Raw genomic sequence first — 15,912 nt, forward strand, 5'->3', positions numbered from 1 at the left:
CCTGGTCACCTAGGGGCTCTTGGTTTGGTTTCGGGTATTCTGTCAGGAATGTACATATTTCATCAATGTCCCGCTCATGGATGAGCCTCTTGTCCGGAGCACTGTCTGTGAATTCAGTCAGATACGATTGCCACCGATCGGGTAATTCATGAATCCTGCTATAAACTTTTCGTTCGAATTCCGCAAATAAGCGGTCATAGCTTCGGAAATTTTTCTCTTCTTTTGCCTCCTGCTTTAGTTGTTTTACTATTTCCTGCAGTTCAAATTCTGTAATGTGTTCAAATAACTGGTGAAAGGCTTTAATGACATTCTCAGGGAATTCTATCTCGGTAGTATCTTAATTCTCGTTTTCATATTCCTCTTCAATATCATTGAGCTCTTTGACTAGGGCTGTAAACCAGCTCTGCATCTCATCATGATTCCCGGCCTTAATTGCGACCTCCACTCGTGTTATGTATTGCCAGACACAATTATCTGGTGTGATGGTAATTTTTCCTGCTTCAACAACGGCACCGCTCCCGGGTGGCTTCATTGCTGTGTGACGAAGAGAATGAGTCGGATCAGCTTGAGCAATATCCAAATCGAAAAAACCGGAGTACAGGTCGTCATTTTCAAAGTCGTTTTGAGGAAGGTAATTACTTTGACCGGTTGCTGTGGTCAGCCCGTGCTGGAAAACAAAGGATGACGACGTTGGTACGCAGGTTCCTTGCTCTGCCTCATCAGATTGGGGGGGGGATTGACTGGTCTGTTGTGTGATAGATGGTTGATATGAAGCGGTGGGTGTTGCCATTTTTACTGCGCCTTGTTAAGTAATGGTTGATTTGTTTCTTTTCTTGGATTAGAACCGATTAATAAAGTTTCATTTTTTGATCTATGATATGGATAGTCTGATCAGGTGCTGGGTGTATTTAATAAAAATCAGAGCAGGTCCTGATCCTTGTATAAATTGAAATTCATAGATTAGAAATCTTAAAGGTACCCTTAGTTAGTTATATTAAATTGTGAACGGAGTTCGTACTGATTTTCCCCCGATAAAATAGACACCACTCTACAGCAATGATGCTGCCTCATATTCTACCGGTGACTGATAATTAAGGCTCAAATGCAATCGACTCCGGTTATAAATCTTGAATGAAAAGCTGGGGTCAGGTCTTGAATCGTGTATGTATTCACAATGAAAGGCCTGACCCCGTGACCTCGTAGGGCTTAAAGAAAGACAGAAACACAGTTCTATTCACAGTCTCAGAAATTCCACCGGTGACCTTCCCCCGTTTTAGTGGACACGTAAATCCAACTAAAACGGTGGCTTTATGGTATACAATACTATAGCCTCGGCTCAGGCCTTGAATTCTGCATGGACTCAAAAAAAGACCTGATCCTAAACCCCGCTTAACCCCACGAATATGGATGTAAAGTAATAAAACAAATGATCAATACGTTTTCACCTACCCTGTATGTTCAAATCTGGCAACATCGAATCAAAGTCTCCGATGTAAAGACGGGACAAATATTTGAAACGTCCTCTGAAGTCGGTCTTGGTAACGATAAAAAAGGGCATACAATAATTACCTCAATAGGGCAGGATACCATCAGTACGGAATGTGGAACCTCTCAAACCATTAATCCGTTTTTACACCCAAGAACCATCATTTCAAACTTTCCTGTCGCCACCCTGGTTTTACAACACGCTTTTCAGCGTCTTCTCAGTACGCGTTCTTTCGCCCCGTCACCGGTCGTCATCATGCACCCTATGGAGAACATTGAAGGTGGGTTAACCATGATTGAAAAACGGGCACTGACGGAGCTGGCTTTAGGCTCTGGCGCTAGAAAAGTTACAGTATATACCGGCGCCGAGCTGATGGGCGATCAGGTCAACTTTGATGCCATTCAAGAAAGAGCAGTCGAAAATGTACCCGATGTCTCATTACCGAAAAAGTCGAGTGCAGTCCGGTCAATGGTTTTCTTAAGCATTGTGATATTGACCACTGCCTATTTAATGGCAGGCAGCTGAAACAGGTCTCCGGCTTATTCCGGGTATGGTTACTTCCAGTGAGCATCCCTGCGGCACACCTGATAACCACGGTAACCGCACAGAGCCCTCTGTAAGTATCATCTACCCTGGGGGGCTTAAAGGTCGTTCCCGGAACATGAGACACTGGGTATAAAATAATAAGGGGAGCAATATGTCAGCTTTAATGGTGGCCTTTGTAAGGGTTCATGATCTAGATGCCTATAACCGGGAGTATCTCTCTTTGGCACACCCACTTATTCAGAAATACGGCGGTAAGGCATTAGTGGTGTCTGAGAAGGTCAACAAGCTGCAAGGTACGCTTCCGGATGGTAAGTTTGTGATTTTGGAGTTTCCAAGCCTCGAAAAAGCGGAAGGTTATTATTATTCAGGTGAGCACCAGGCGCTTTTAGAAAAAGGGAACCCGTATTTCAGCTCGGACAGCATTATTGTTGAACATCAAATGACGGGCGATGAAGGCTAAACTCTGCGTGGTTTGTCGTAAACCAGTATGGAGTGATGCGACAGACAGAAATCAGGGGCAGGGCTGTAGCCCGGTCTCCAATTCCACTCAGTAAAGATCATCGTGATGTATCATCGAATATAGTATTCGATTACATGATGCTGATCCTGATGAAATAAAGGGCAGTTCGAGGTTGCAAGGACGATAGCAATGAAAAAAATAAATCTATTATTTATTGTCATTTTTCTTTCAGGTTGCTCTGTTATGAAGGATTTTGAGCAGTCAGATGATGAAAATTCCTCAAAAATAACCGTTGAAAGGGCATTGTCAGCACCACTATTAGGGTCGTCAACGTTTATTTACGCGACCAATAACAAAAGAAACTGTAAGGGGGACTCATCAGGAAATGACACAAAATTTATGGTTTTGGATAAGTTAAACCCCCTGGTATCTGAATATAATGAAAATGGCGTTTTTGTTGAAAATGGTAAAGAGCTATCCTTACTCTTTCAGTCGGTTGCCGAGTTAAGGCAATGCACGATTATAGCTACATTTACTCCAGAAAGTGCCTCTAACTATCATATTGTTTTAAGAGGCAGGATCGGCTCAATTTTAGACTACTGTGAAGCAGTGCTATATAGAGTGAATAAAATAAGTAAGAAACCCGTTGCAGATAAATTTTCCGTGTACCAATCATGTGAAACATAAGTCACCATAAGAAGGCGCTTAAATTTTTTCCTCAGCTGCGAATTATTTTGAGTCAATATCTGTGCGACAAATTCAGCAAGAAGTAGGGGGGTAGTAAGAGAATGGATAAAGTATCATCAATTCAAGAGAGAATTGTTCAGAAAACACAATTTGAAGCCTTTTTTGCAACTTATCAAATGTTAAGTGACCGTTACGATAAATCCGTCTTGGACTTATACGATGAAAATGCGGTTATTTCTACTTCAAGAATCATGGCTGATGGCTCAACCAGAAGTATGTCATTCAGTAGTGACCAGTTTAAAGCGCTTGCTCTTTCCAGTTGGGAAGCTGGAAAAAAGGCAAACGATAGAAGTGTATTTTCTGACGTTGAGATAAAGCTCTCTGAGAATAAGGCTAGAATTACCGCAAATAGATACTCTTTATCTAAATGTTATAACGATGAAGGGTATTGCATGGTTGTGTATAAAAATGACTCAGGCGAGTTACGTATTTTAGAAGAACATACCGCTTCGCCCCAACTATCAAATTGTCCTGATCAGGCTAATTTGATAGCCACCATTGAGGCTTATGCAGCCTATTTTAATAAGCAAGTCCCTATTGATATAGATGAAGAGTCAAGGCTCGTTCAAGTGACGGCTTCCGGTACCATGTGGTTTATCAATATGAACTGATTGAATTTGAGGCTGATGAAATAGATGTTGTTAGTTTTGAAGCTGAGGTACGACAATCCCTGATTGAAGAAGTGATGAACTCGAATTTAAGGGCGTTAGTTGAGCAGGGTGCTGTCATTTCATTCAAGTATTATGGTTATGATCAGGAAGAAATTACGACAATCAACATCAACCGATTTACTTGTAAGATAGTTTAATCCCCGGACCTGTTCCGGGATTAGGGCCTTACACTGGGTGTCGCCTGTAGCGGTACTCAGCCGATGTTATGAGTGAAGCCCCCCTGGAGAGGCAGTATGATAGAAGCTCTACATTTGCTGGTGTTGAGATGTAAAGATATTGAGGTTACGAAGAGATTCTACTCATTTCTAGGCCTGATATTTGAGAAAGAGAGACATGGGGGAGGGCCAGAGCATTATGCCGCAATGCTCTCTGATACCGTATTTGAGCTATACCCGGCAAGTTCAGAAGCGTATGAAGATAACAGCAGGATAGGCCTGACAGTTTGTGAAGATGCTATATTGCCCGATGCCTTAAGTAATCTCGGTATACCCATTGAATCACAGCATAACTTCCATGACTCAATAGTCTATGTCGTTGAAGACCCTGATGGCCGTAAGGTTGAGCTTGCTGTACCTGCTCATACAAAGGGTTGACGACCATTCCAACTGTTCCGGTTTTTACCGGGTTTCGCGCCGTTTCCCCCCGGCGTTACCCCGTTACTTTGAGCAGCTTTTGTTATCACTTTTCTGACCTCAATACTAATGGGTTATATTGTCATCTCACTGGGCCAGATTGGCTCACCATTAGCCATTATTGCCACTGTGTTATTCGTTGTCTTTCAGTGTGTGCTTATCAGCTTGATGTGATATCAGGGTATCTGTGTTTACCGGAAAGTTTGCAAAGTTTAACTGCTCTGACAGTGGATACAAAAAGCCTGCTGGTTATTCGGTCCGCAGCAGAAGACGTTAAATTCAACATGTAATGTCTGGCCTGAATCGTTGAAATGTAAGTATCTACAGCTGAAAAAAGAGGTGTAGTATGAAGTACTTTCTTGATGTCATTAAAATTTTTCTGCTGGCGTGTATCGCTTTCTTTCTATATCAAAATGGTAAAGATGCACCTGTAGACGGCAAAGCCATTGAATCCGTTGAGGTTGAGACCGCGAATTCAAAAAAGGAGACTGAACTCAGGACAATCATGGAGTACCCCATCCGGCAAGTGTTCAAATTTCCAGATGATGTAAAATTTTCATATGTGGTTTTTGAAGAGAAAGGTGTATACAGCGACATTGGGATAAAGTTATCGAATCCTCACGATGATATTGTCACTGCAAAGATGTGTGGTTTTTATTCCGCAAAAAATGGGATGGGGGCTTATGGTGCGCCGAGAAAGTTCTATGCCATGATGGCCATCGATAACCAGTCAAAAGATATAGGTGGTGAGTTCTGGCTGGTTAATGATGAGGGAGAAGTGAAAAGAACGCTTTCTCTAACCTCAAGCTACTTACTGTCTGATAATAAAGGTGACTTTGATAAAAAGTGGTCTGAGTTATGTGGAGATGACAAAAGAAAATTCCTGGGTCAATACGAAAACTATAAAACGGAAATGGCTCTTTTCCATGCCCAGTATATTGAAGAAAGCCTTCGTTCACGTCTGGAATCAAACAAGGATATGCTGGGTATGCTAAACGCATGCTTATCCACTGGTGAGCTTCAGCCCTGTATATTTTCTGCCAGCTGTATGACCGACAGTGAATTTTCTAAAGAGAATAAAAGTTGTGATATTGTGACCGCTATTTGTAATGATGCTAATCAGTCATGTACAAAAGAAAATATAGATAATCACGTAACAGAGTCTGAGGAAAAATGATATTGCACTTAACACGGGGCCCATAAGGCGTCCCGTGTTGGTGAACCCGATGTCGGCACTGCAATATACATTCTGACCACCCGCTCTTGCAGAATGGATAACAGCAAACATAAGGAACATGTTTTGATTTACGACGATACACTGCGACAAATTCTACTGGCCGCTACACTTGGTATTTTTGTTATCTTCAGCGTATGGGGGGGACTCAGGCCAGAGTCTCTGGCATCCGTCCTGGGCTATAAGCTGGAGTCGGCCAATTCATTCAGTGAATTCCATGCCATTTATGTAGGTGTCTTTCTTGCCCAGGCGCTTTTATGTGCTCTGGCACTGGTACGAATCCATGATGCGGTCTTAGGCAATCTTGTTGCCATATTTTTGTTATCACAACCGTTGGGTCGGTTTATCGCAGCCATTCGCCATGGTTTTCCATCCGGAATTCTAAAGATACTGTTTGTAATGGAAGTAGCCGGTGGGGTGTTACTGCTTGCTATACAGCCCAGCGCCGGATAAATGCTTCCAGTTGGTTCTGGACATTTGGGCTCAGGTCCCGAATCTTGCATGAACTCAAAATGAAAGACCTGGCTCCTGAGTACCCTTTGTACTCTTTACCCAACCAGGTCAGTTTATCATCAGTAACTCAGGTAAGGTGATTTCTGGCACCATTAAGTGCTGCAATGATCTTTACCGTCCACTGTTTCCTGGTATCCTCATCCAGCGCTGTGGATGTTCGGAAGGTACTCAACTCAGCTTTGAGTTTATAGTATGCATCTTTAAAATTCTCAGCATCATAAGCCCCACCTTTTTTGATTTTCCTTAATTCCTGTTTTAGATTTTCCATTAATCGGTTCATCTCACTGATAATCAATTTTTTTGGATCAGGGGGCGTTGTACCTCCGTCGTTTGTTTTCAGGTCAGGTGCATTATTTTGAACCGGTTTATCCGATGTTTTTCTTTTATATCTGGGCACACTTGGAGCGAGTGACGTTTTTTCTCTTACTGGCTGTTTTGGTGGGGGAAGGCGTATAGCTTCCGGTTTTTCGCAACGTGTTTTAGCTGCTCTCAGTAAACTAAAATCGAAATAAAAAACGTTAAACTGTTCAGTGACAGGATGTTCAAAATGAAGCTTAAAGTCCTTACAGTGCCCTGGCACGGTATAATAAATCTCCCCTTTCCCTTTTCGGGTGCACACGCCGGCAATCGGTGGCGGGCTGTCAATAAGCCCTTTGGTTTCTACTTTATGGTATCTTTCATGAAAGAATATGATGTCCCCAACTTGAACACTGCCACCCGTTCGTGGCTTTAGAAATTTATACAGTCTGTTGGCCATAAAGCTATCCAGTTTTCCAAGAGCGGATGATAACGTTAGCCCTGAAAGTTCACTGTTGGGCGAATCAGGCCACTTGACACTGAAATAGCGATTAAAGGCTTCTTTCCCGAAATAATCTAAAAAAGTTCGATAGGTGCGCAATTGAAAAAACTGGAAAAGATCACAAAACATGAGGCTGTTCTCCAGGGATTCAATCGCTTTATCCGGGGGTGTTCCGGGGTGTAATGAAAAGACCGTTCCTTGCTCTCGACCTGCTCCATAATGGGTCATATCGAAATAGGGTGTACGTTCAATGTAGCAAGGCTCATCACAACTTGCCTCGGTGACTACTGTTGAATATGGAGAGATTCCATTCGTAAAAGCACCCAAGTCAGATAGTCGTGTGTATAAGTCAGTAAATGGTTTATCTCTTTCGTTGTACTCATTCCTGACGGCCATTCGCATGAGAATGCTATATTGGCTAACGGGCCAGAATCCCCTGTTTGCGGCACTCCAAGCTTCTTCTTTCCCTGTCTGTGGATCCGCAGGTTTATTTTTAGCATGGGATGGTGACACATGCGCTAATAGTTTGTCTTTGCGTGACTGGTATTCATCATCAGCCATTTGATAGTTTGCTACCAACCGGGCACTCAGTGTTTTCTGGTCATGAATGCCTGAGGTTACCTGTACTGATGATACCGTTGCCCGGGATTTTTTTGTTTTTTTCCTCGCTGCCGGCCCGCCGGTCACAACGGTTGCCTGCTCTACGGTTTTGTTTGTTGTCAGTTTTAAAGGTTGAGTGGCAACGGTGGCACCCGGTGTTGCATAACGCTCAGGGTCATATATTGGTTTCCTCTCTTCAACGATATTGACCCCCATAGTCTGTCGTTCGTCAAAAGGTGGTGGCTTGCGGTAAGGGGGGAGCATTTCTGATTGCGGGTCAGCTTTAAGCGTTATTACTGGCAAGTCTGGGTCAGGTTCAATGGGGCTTTCCGGGGGGGAGGGGAGATCAAATTCACAGAGCTCCACTTCGTTTGCCGGCTGCTCACGATGCTTCAGGTTTTGCGTATCTTCCATCTCAGGCGCGGCTTTTTCATGCACGGGTGTTTCTGATAAGGATAATCGTCTTATTGGCTCACCACACTCTTCAGTCTTATTGTTCTGATCACTGAGTGGCTCACTGTGCTCCGTGAGCGGTGTTACTGATCTGGTTTGAGAAGCGATGAGTTTATCTGGGCTGTCATCGGGTAAAACCAATGATTCAATCTGTTCGGGTTGATGTTGAGCACTGGCTTGTGTCCATATTCTGGCTGCATTCCACTCATCTTCAGGGACTTGTTTCCAGGCATCCCGGAGCTTTGCCAGTAAATGGGCGTAATGAAATAGCTCTAACAAATATTGAGTACCCTCTCCCGGAGAAAAGCGATAAAGCAACGTTAAACAGTCTGCGTATTTTTGATCCAAATCGCTGTAAGGCGTCGAGTCCTCAAGCGCCATGCTAATATGGGTTCGTGCTTTGATAAATGGTATTAGTGCCTGACTTAGCTGAGTGTCATTTTGTTTATCCATTGCCCTTAATAGCAGGTAATGCTGTTCGATATCGAACCATTGATCGATATTGGTCAGTTCTCTTTCTTTCATTGCTTCACTGATTTCAAAGGGCATATCTTCTGATAAATACCTGGTTGCGTAGGCATTATCAATGCTGTCCATTTGCTGTTCTCGCGGGTCATTGAGCAGCCGCGTAAGCAGTTCTATGTCTTTCAAGCGAATCTCGTTACTGCTCACTCTACGTTCTAATAGAGGTGTTCGCCTGATTCTGGCCAGGTTTTTTTCAAGTATTTCGCGAGTGGGCTGGCATTGACGTGTGCAGTCTTCGTTATCCACTGCAGTAATGAGTCTGCCATTGCGATCAATAAAAAAATTGCAGTCTTCACGCCCTGTAAATGCTTCAGGGTCGTAATCCATGATGCCGAGGTGTTTTAAATTATTGGTTATCAAAATAGCCCTGCCTCTCTGGTATTGCTTATCGCCAAATCGATATACAGTGTAGCTATCGTTGATGACCCGGTTGCCGGTACGACTGGCAAATTGCTTCTCAGGGATAAAAATGACCAACCAGATTTCAGGGGACTCAAAGGGGAAGGGTACCTAGAGTTCAGGAAAGCTTAGAGCAGATTCAGAGCCGCATTCCTTAGACATAGCCATCAAGGAAAAATATATATGGAGCATAGGAATTTATTTTTCCTTTATGAGATAGCTTTTATTCAACCTCTTATCTCTCTTTTTCTAGTTCATGAATATTTTTCCACATCATCTCATTTACCTTAGCTTTGCTAAGCTCCTTCATTATATTCCTGAATTTAAACGAAACCACATCGATTTCAAAATCATGAATATTTCTCCAAATCAAATCATCAACTTCAGCCAGAGATAGCTCTTTTTCTAGATCACTGGTATTTTCACAAATTGATATCTGGCTAAAATTACAGATTTTTACTGGCGTACCAAGTTCATCTATTGCGACAGGTTCTTCTGGCGACTTGCAATTCACTGTATATTTTCCAGGAACATAGCGAGGTAGATACTTCAAACGGATATCCAGTTGCCGAGTAGTTGAATGGAGGGGTTCTGCTTCCAAGGAGAGTACATAGCCATCACTCCAACAAGTTTCTATGTGATCATAATCTTCACTATCTTGATTCAAAACAGGAAGTCCAAATTCATCCATTTTAATGGCTATTAGTCTTGCATTTTGTGTATTGTCGGCACCCAAAAAATCAGACTCCATTTCATGCCCAAAAAAATTGGGCATATGCTTAGTTTTTAAATTATAGTTATTCCACTCTACACCAGAATCTTCAGAGTCTTCAGAATCTGAATAGTTTGTAACAACCAAATGAAAATCATGGTCAACACGATTACTGAATGGTGATGTGTTCGACAACATAAGCTTATCTCCTCAGATATAGAAAAAGATAAATTTCAAATGCACGCAAACAATAACCAGGTTACCCTAATGAAATTATCTTTTATCCATTTTAGTAATTTTTAAGAAAGTGATTTATGTTATAATTAACAACAAAAAATAGGAATTGCACTTTAGTATTAAATAAGGCCACATGAATTTGCTTTACTACGATTCTATAATCTCCAAAGGTTTATTACACTGTAACTAGTCACTATCTGGAACTAATTCCCACACAGTACTTACCTTGGGTCAGCTTTATTTATAGTAAGTAGTCTAAGTTAGAATATGGGGGTGAAATCTTAACGGTTTTGAAATCGATCCTACCCCAAGAAGAAATGAATCATTCCATTAAATAAAGTCGTTTTTCAGGATGTGAAGCAGTTCATCGGGAACAAAGACTAGTTCACTTTATCTGGTGCATATCCCTAGAAAAAATGATATCAATACCCATCGTTTTTTCGTGGACAACGGTTGTTGATGGTAAGTTCGGCTGGTGGTTATAGAGTCCAACGGGTCTGATTCATGCCTCTATCAGCCTGTACTTTAGATCCGTACATGAATGAGGACTCATCCGAGGCAAGAAACAGGGCGACAGAAGCCATATCCTCAACACACCTCATACGACCAGCTGAATGATGACGCCCTGATCTGAAGTAGTAAAAATGGACAGACTTACAGCGCGTCAGTGAAGCGTTCCCAGAGAAGTAACTGTGGTTTGTATAATGTGCAGCTGGCATTGATAGGTGCAGGCATTACACAGCTACCCATCTGGATGATGAAAGACGATCTGGAAAGTGGCAGTCTGGTCCAGGTACTGTGTGATTATCAGGCTGATAATATTCCATTCCATGCGATGTACCCATAAAACCGCTATGTGCCGCTCAAGGTCCGTTGCTTTGTTGATTATCTTAAACAAGTGTTGAAAAGCCACCCCGCATTGGAGATAACCAGCGCAATAGGTAATTGAGAAAATGCGATTGGCATAAGTACTCTGGCTGGAAAGGAGGTTGTTTCAACCTCCACCCGATAAACACACGTTTCTTCGAATCGTGCATGCTTCAAAAATGAAAGGCCTGACCGTTTGCACCCTTCTACCTGATCCTGAGTTTTTTGGATCCTGCTTGAGAATATAGTGGGGGGGCTACTGGTTGAGCCGGTTCCACAGCGGGTTGAGTGAAAAAAACCTCAAGCCTTTGCATATCTTGTTTAACCTGCTCTTCAGATATCTCCTGTTCTACGAGGGTTCTGAAGACTTCGAGAGCCGTCTGGTTGTTATTGTCTTTTATTCCAAAGTCTTTTCCGTGCTCCTGTATAGTCTCAGATAGCTGTTTTAGCGCTTGTTGTTCTAGTGTGGTGATGACACTTCGCTGGAGCCCGTGTACCTGTTTTTTATCCTGTTCAGCATGGGTCGTTTCCAGAGCTTTTACTTTCATGACCGCTGTTTTCGCTAAGCAATGCAATACGGTTGAGCCATCACTGGTCACTTTATTTGGGTTTGTCTTAAATTCACTGTGTTCATACAGAAGTTTTAACAGGTCAGGTGTGTCTGACTCTATTTTCATACAGGCGATATGAGCCAGACTGCATGTCAGGTCTCCGACGTTTAGCGGTATATCTGGATTTGCTTTCATTGCCAGAAAGTCCCGTGCAAAGGGAAGTTTTTGCTTTGTGACGGCCAGCTGAAGTGGGGTAAGCATCATTACCTTCTGAGCCGTGTATTCTCGGAATATATTATCTCTAATGAACTCTGCGGGCATATTGATATCAGCCCCTGCCTCGACCACGTATTTGAGGTTTGCATCCATAGCCTTTGTTTTTTTCTCCATCTCTTCGCTTGATAAAGTCTCGGAAGCTAAAACGTCACACCGATGGATCGAATACAGCAAAATACTGGTTTTAACTGTCTCCCCATCAATGATTAAAGGGCAGACAGGATTAAGATCACAGCTTTTATTGACCATACTTTTGAAATGCCGTGGCATTAGTGATGCTTTGTGGTTAAAAATAAGGAAAAGGGGGGGTAAACCCTCGTACATTACTGGTTTATTGATATTTTCCCGAGTGAGATGTCTCATCGCTTTATCTGTCCAGCCTACACTGAGATATCTCAGAAAATCACCATGGCTCTCACCTGGCGGATTTAAAACGGGTTGCGTAGAGACAACGGTTGTATTGACTGGAGGTAGTGCTCTCAACGCGGCATCAATTTCATCTTGATCTTTTTTGGGTTGATGTATTTGCTGCTGTTTTTTTCTCTTCTTTTTGCCTGAGAGTTCTGCATTTTGTGTGGATGATGGTTGTTCTTGAGGAGTGACCAATGGCGCTTTAGAATCTCCGCTGAGTGTTATAACGGGGCGTGTATAGACAATGGTTGGATGAGCTGGGGGTAATGTGCTTACCGAGGCGTCCATGTCAAATTGAGGTATTTTCTGCTTCTCTTTTCTGTTTTTGTTCTGTAAAGGTGCTGAGTCTTCTTGTGTGGATGGGGTACGTTCCCGATAGGGTTCAACAGCGTCATTAGACACGTCAGTCATGTGCAGACTGCTGGTAGCTGCAATGCTTTCTGAATCTTCTGAGTGCTCCGGCTTTGGTTCCGACAGGCTCTCTGGCGGTGTCGGCTCTGCGATCAGTTCACTGAAACAGGGTACAGACCAATTCAGCATATCGTCTTTAAGTAGCTTGCTGGATATGGACTTTTCTACCAGATCTTTGAAGTACTGTTCTGCAGTTTGCTGACGGTTATTTTTTCTTCCAAAATCGAGGCCATGCTCACGTAGCGTCATAGTTACCTTGAGCAGGTTCATGTTAAGTTTCTGATAGAGCCCCCGTATCTCTATTTGACCATCTTTAGCACCTTTCGCATATTGTGTTTCCTGCGCTTTTAACCTCATGACCATTGTTTCTGCTAAAACATGCAGGGGGGTTGAGCCATCCCTGGTAACGACAGTCAGATCGGTATGAGCCATGTCGGTTTCATTTATTGGTGAAATTTGCGGGAGGGCTAAGAGCTTCTGAAATATTAAGGGGGTAACGTCGCTGATTGTCATGCTGGCAACATGCACAGGATAGTATTGGTGTTCTCCAGCCATGAGAGGTGTGTTAGATACGGCTCCGAATGTTCTCAGTGTGTTGAGTGGAATCACTAGTTGCCTTGTTACCGCAAATTGAAGTGGCGTGAGTGTGATGACCTTCGGGGTATTGTCTTGAAAGATACCACCTCTAATGCATTGACCGGGCTGGTCAATCCCGGCTCTATCAACGTACAGTAATTTCATGATGTTCTGTTCAAGCGTTTCCGTTTGTTTTTCCAGAATCATCTTTTCCAATTCGGTTGCGGATACCATTCTTTTCGATAATTCACCCAACCGGTGCATTGCAAACAATACAGGGCTGGTATTCAGGGTGGTCTCGTTAATAGTGACGGTAGCTGACTGATGCAGGTTACAGCCTCTACGAACCAGTTCTTCAAAATGATCAGTTTCAATGGGTACGTCACGATCAAGTAGATAAAAAGCAGGTGGCAGGCCATTGTCAGCAATGGGTTTATTGATGTTGCCCGCATTCAGTTGTTCGATAGCATTGCTTATGTTGCCTGTTCTTAAATCATTAACAAATGTTCCATGCTGTACTTCAGGTACTTTTGATGTGGGTTTCACAGGGGCAGCTTGTGCAACGTCAGGCTTCTTTTTTTCTCTGAGCACGACACTCTGTTTATCTTCCTGTGGTTTTCGCTTCTTTTTTCTGCGCTTTTTGTGTGATGAGGCTGAATCCTGTGCAGGGGGCACCTGCTCCCGTGAGGATTCCACCGTGTCTTCAGGAGAGGCAGTCGCGTTCTTAAAATGACGGGTAACCAAATGTGCAGCTGGCGTCTGCTCCTTTACTGGTTTTGACGGGTTTTCTGGCGGGGGAGGCGCTATCTTGCCAGGGGCTGCGGAGATTGTTTCCTGCGTTACCGAGGTTAAGGGGAGATTTTCTAATGGTGACTCGTGAATATGAACGGCTTCCAGTTCTGCTGTCAACGCTGTTTCAAGGGCAGGTTGATCCTTATCCTGTAAAGAAGTAATCAAGTGCTCAAACATTAGATTCTCATTGGCATGAAAGTCCAATTCTTCGCCATGCGCTTGCATATAGATTAATAACGCCCGCCGTTTATCAGCAGGTATTTCATCATCAAATCGAATAGCGAAAGTCAGCTGATACAGTGGGCGTGCATACTTTATACGTTCACTTCCAGGTAATAAGGTCTTGAGTTCATCAAGTATCAAAACCGTGGGGACAAGCCAGACAGGTATTTCAGAACCTATTCCTTTTGATAGTCTTATGATTTCCGTGGTTATTGCCGTTATGCGTGGAGGCAGGAGCTTAGGTAATAGAGCCAGATCTGCCTCAGAAGCTTCCTCATCTTCATCAATTTTGATGCACTTTTGGAGATCGTCTTTGCAATCCAGGTAAATAGCTTTAAGGCTGTCAGGAAAGCTTTCGTAAAAATGGTTATCAAAGATTCTGAATGTTTCAGAGTCGATGTACTCATGCTTTAGCCTTGCGACAATTTGTTCTGTTGGGCTTAAACATTGTTTTTCCAGTTCTGGTGCCTGGTGGGGCTGAACGATCTCTGACCATCGTTTCGTCAGGGGATACTGTGTGCTGTCTGTTTTTGGGTGCTGATCGCCTCTCTGAGCAGAGAGTTGGTGCGCAACATCGCAACCTTCAGCTTTTTTTTGAAAGACAGTGGGTATTTTTCCTCCTTTGGCCGGTGCAGTGGAGCACGCTTCCTGAGACCCTCGCTGCCAGGAAGTGGTTCCTGCTGGACTTACTGGACTCGTCATAGAGTATTATCCTAATAATTGTCGGTTCCTTCAGTAGACCAACCAATGATTATTTGGTTGCACAGGATTTATTTGGCTTTTATCTATGGTGAAAAAAGCTCGGGGAAGGTCTTGAATGTTGCATGAAGTCTAAATGAGCCACCTCACCCCAGCTTATCGCTTCTGGAAAGATTCTATGAAAAGCAAGTAGCGGCATGGTCTACCTGATGATGTAGCGTTAAATGTCAGCAATTATTGTTTGTAAGAAGGTCATTGATTTGTTGAGCTCCTGCATTTGAGGACTGTTTATATTGGTATTGTTCATTTCAGGTAAGTTCAATACCGGGGAAGAGTAAGACAGCCCCCTTTGTAATAGAGGTTTGGGGCGCTTTCTCTGGCTTACACATTGAGTAGCGTTGAATTCCTCGCAATCGGTTAAAAGGGTGTTTAGCTCATGCAGTCTTGCTACATGATTTTCGTGACCAGGCAGAGAAGATACGCCTAAGCGTGGAAACCTGGTTTTTCCAGATGTTTTTAATTCTGCAGGAGGACGATCGCTTCCCTGATCTTTTGAAATTTCAGTGGTGCTTGTTGATGTATGCATGGAAGGGGTAATAGCCACCACAGGAGAGGGCTTATATTCAGAAAGTGTTTTTTTTGTCACTGTATCATCAGCAGTGATTATATAAGGGCTGTTATCGATCAAACTTGCCAATTTTTTTTCAATTATCTTTTTTGCAACATCAGGTGCTGGAGGGGGGAGGGGGAGTGTAGAAAAATGAGCGCTGGTGGGGCTATTCATGTAGAAGTCTCTATTATTTCAAAAAATGATGGTTCAAGAAAGCTGGGGGCAGATACTGAATGGGATATTAATTTAAAAAATAGTCGATTTTGAAGATCAAGATAAAACTTTATCTTTGAGGAACTTACTGAAAAATAGTGAGCCATATTATTAATGCCTTAAAAATAATATTTTTTGAGTGGAGGTTCCGGTAGGATACGAGACGGAGTTAAATTGTATAGTTCTATGGTGCTATTTTTGTCTTGTAAATTACACACTATATGTCCTACAAAGAACGTTCCCGGCTATTTCTGAAAATGTCTGGATGGG

14 protein-coding genes are annotated in these 15,912 nt (G+C 42.9%); 8 read left to right on the plus strand and 6 right to left on the minus strand.

The features are described from left to right. Positions 1–337: 337 nt before the first annotated feature. Positions 338–790, minus strand: a complete 453-nt coding sequence (locus GV64_RS10855; protein WP_020582851.1) for a hypothetical protein — start codon at positions 788–790, stop codon at positions 338–340. A gap of 636 nt (positions 791–1,426) precedes the next feature. On the opposite strand from GV64_RS10855, the gene GV64_RS10860 reads away from it, so the two are divergent. The 7 genes from GV64_RS10860 (at position 1,427) to GV64_RS10895 (ending at position 6,229) form a co-directional block, all read left to right on the plus strand. Continuing rightward, positions 1,427–2,011, plus strand: coding sequence for a rod shape-determining protein (locus GV64_RS10860; protein WP_020582852.1), 585 nt, complete (start codon positions 1,427–1,429; stop codon positions 2,009–2,011). A gap of 172 nt (positions 2,012–2,183) precedes the next feature. Then, positions 2,184–2,492 carry a DUF1330 domain-containing protein gene (locus GV64_RS10865; RefSeq protein WP_020582853.1) on the plus strand — a complete coding sequence of 103 codons (309 nt, stop codon included), beginning with the start codon at positions 2,184–2,186 and terminating at the stop codon, positions 2,490–2,492. 189 nt (positions 2,493–2,681) lie between these two features. Next, a complete protein-coding gene (locus GV64_RS10870) occupies positions 2,682–3,179 on the plus strand; it encodes a hypothetical protein (protein WP_020582854.1) in 498 nt (165 codons plus the stop codon). Between the two features lie 101 nt (positions 3,180–3,280). Then, positions 3,281–3,850, plus strand: a complete 570-nt coding sequence (locus GV64_RS23765) for a hypothetical protein (protein ID WP_020582855.1) — start codon at positions 3,281–3,283, stop codon at positions 3,848–3,850. Between the two features lie 293 nt (positions 3,851–4,143). Next, a complete protein-coding gene (locus tag GV64_RS10885) occupies positions 4,144–4,503 on the plus strand; it encodes a VOC family protein (protein ID WP_020582857.1) in 360 nt (119 codons plus the stop codon). A gap of 385 nt (positions 4,504–4,888) precedes the next feature. After that, complete coding sequence (locus GV64_RS10890) at positions 4,889–5,719, plus strand: hypothetical protein (RefSeq protein WP_020582859.1); 831 nt, start codon at positions 4,889–4,891, stop codon at positions 5,717–5,719. 123 nt (positions 5,720–5,842) lie between these two features. Further along, positions 5,843–6,229 carry a DUF4345 family protein gene (locus GV64_RS10895; protein ID WP_157237020.1) on the plus strand — a complete coding sequence of 129 codons (387 nt, stop codon included), beginning with the start codon at positions 5,843–5,845 and terminating at the stop codon, positions 6,227–6,229. A 127-nt stretch (positions 6,230–6,356) separates the two neighbouring features. Here the strand turns inward: GV64_RS10895 and GV64_RS10900 are convergent, their stop codons facing one another. The 3 genes from GV64_RS10900 to GV64_RS26270 all read right to left on the minus strand — a co-directional run bounded on the left by GV64_RS10900 (position 6,357) and on the right by GV64_RS26270 (position 10,733). Next, complete coding sequence (locus GV64_RS10900; protein ID WP_020582861.1) at positions 6,357–9,143, minus strand: hypothetical protein; 2,787 nt, start codon at positions 9,141–9,143, stop codon at positions 6,357–6,359. Between the two features lie 157 nt (positions 9,144–9,300). Continuing rightward, the gene (locus tag GV64_RS10905; RefSeq protein ID WP_020582862.1) at positions 9,301–9,975 is read right to left on the minus strand and encodes a hypothetical protein; all 675 of its coding nucleotides are present in this window, start codon (positions 9,973–9,975) and stop codon (positions 9,301–9,303) included. Positions 9,976–10,493: 518 nt separating this feature from the next. Then, positions 10,494–10,733 carry an SDR family oxidoreductase gene (locus GV64_RS26270; RefSeq protein ID WP_081622137.1) on the minus strand — a complete coding sequence of 80 codons (240 nt, stop codon included), beginning with the start codon at positions 10,731–10,733 and terminating at the stop codon, positions 10,494–10,496. Here GV64_RS26270 and GV64_RS25265 point away from each other — a divergent pair. Next, positions 10,712–10,861, plus strand: coding sequence for a type 2 periplasmic-binding domain-containing protein (locus tag GV64_RS25265; protein WP_236632940.1), 150 nt, complete (start codon positions 10,712–10,714; stop codon positions 10,859–10,861). The genes GV64_RS26270 and GV64_RS25265 overlap by 22 nt on opposite strands. A gap of 226 nt (positions 10,862–11,087) precedes the next feature. On the opposite strand, the gene GV64_RS10915 is transcribed toward GV64_RS25265, so the two are convergent. Further along, complete coding sequence (locus GV64_RS10915) at positions 11,088–14,822, minus strand: ankyrin repeat domain-containing protein (RefSeq protein ID WP_020582864.1); 3,735 nt, start codon at positions 14,820–14,822, stop codon at positions 11,088–11,090. Positions 14,823–15,039: 217 nt separating this feature from the next. Continuing rightward, entirely contained in the window at positions 15,040–15,603 is a 564-nt protein-coding gene (locus GV64_RS10920; protein WP_020582865.1) for a hypothetical protein, read from the minus strand. Between the last annotated feature and the right edge of the window lie 309 nt (positions 15,604–15,912).

The organism is Endozoicomonas elysicola (genome assembly GCF_000710775.1).
Lineage (GTDB): Bacteria > Pseudomonadota > Gammaproteobacteria > Pseudomonadales > Endozoicomonadaceae > Endozoicomonas > Endozoicomonas elysicola.

Excerpts from the sequence above, each read along its gene's own strand:
- GV64_RS10885 (WP_020582857.1), top strand. The coding sequence starts at position 4,144 with ATGATAGAAGCTCTACATTTGCTGGTGTTGAGATGTAAAGATATTGAG.
- GV64_RS10855 (WP_020582851.1), bottom strand. The coding sequence starts at position 790 with ATGGCAACACCCACCGCTTCATATCAACCATCTATCACACAACAGACC.
- GV64_RS10890 (WP_020582859.1), top strand. The coding sequence starts at position 4,889 with ATGAAGTACTTTCTTGATGTCATTAAAATTTTTCTGCTGGCGTGTATC.
- GV64_RS23765 (WP_020582855.1), top strand. The coding sequence starts at position 3,281 with ATGGATAAAGTATCATCAATTCAAGAGAGAATTGTTCAGAAAACACAA.
- GV64_RS10915 (WP_020582864.1), bottom strand. The coding sequence starts at position 14,822 with ATGACGAGTCCAGTAAGTCCAGCAGGAACCACTTCCTGGCAGCGAGGG.
- GV64_RS10860 (WP_020582852.1), top strand. The coding sequence starts at position 1,427 with ATGATCAATACGTTTTCACCTACCCTGTATGTTCAAATCTGGCAACAT.
- GV64_RS10870 (WP_020582854.1), top strand. The coding sequence starts at position 2,682 with ATGAAAAAAATAAATCTATTATTTATTGTCATTTTTCTTTCAGGTTGC.
- GV64_RS26270 (WP_081622137.1), bottom strand. The coding sequence starts at position 10,733 with ATGCCAGCTGCACATTATACAAACCACAGTTACTTCTCTGGGAACGCT.
- GV64_RS10905 (WP_020582862.1), bottom strand. The coding sequence starts at position 9,975 with ATGTTGTCGAACACATCACCATTCAGTAATCGTGTTGACCATGATTTT.
- GV64_RS10920 (WP_020582865.1), bottom strand. The coding sequence starts at position 15,603 with ATGAATAGCCCCACCAGCGCTCATTTTTCTACACTCCCCCTCCCCCCT.
- GV64_RS10865 (WP_020582853.1), top strand. The coding sequence starts at position 2,184 with ATGTCAGCTTTAATGGTGGCCTTTGTAAGGGTTCATGATCTAGATGCC.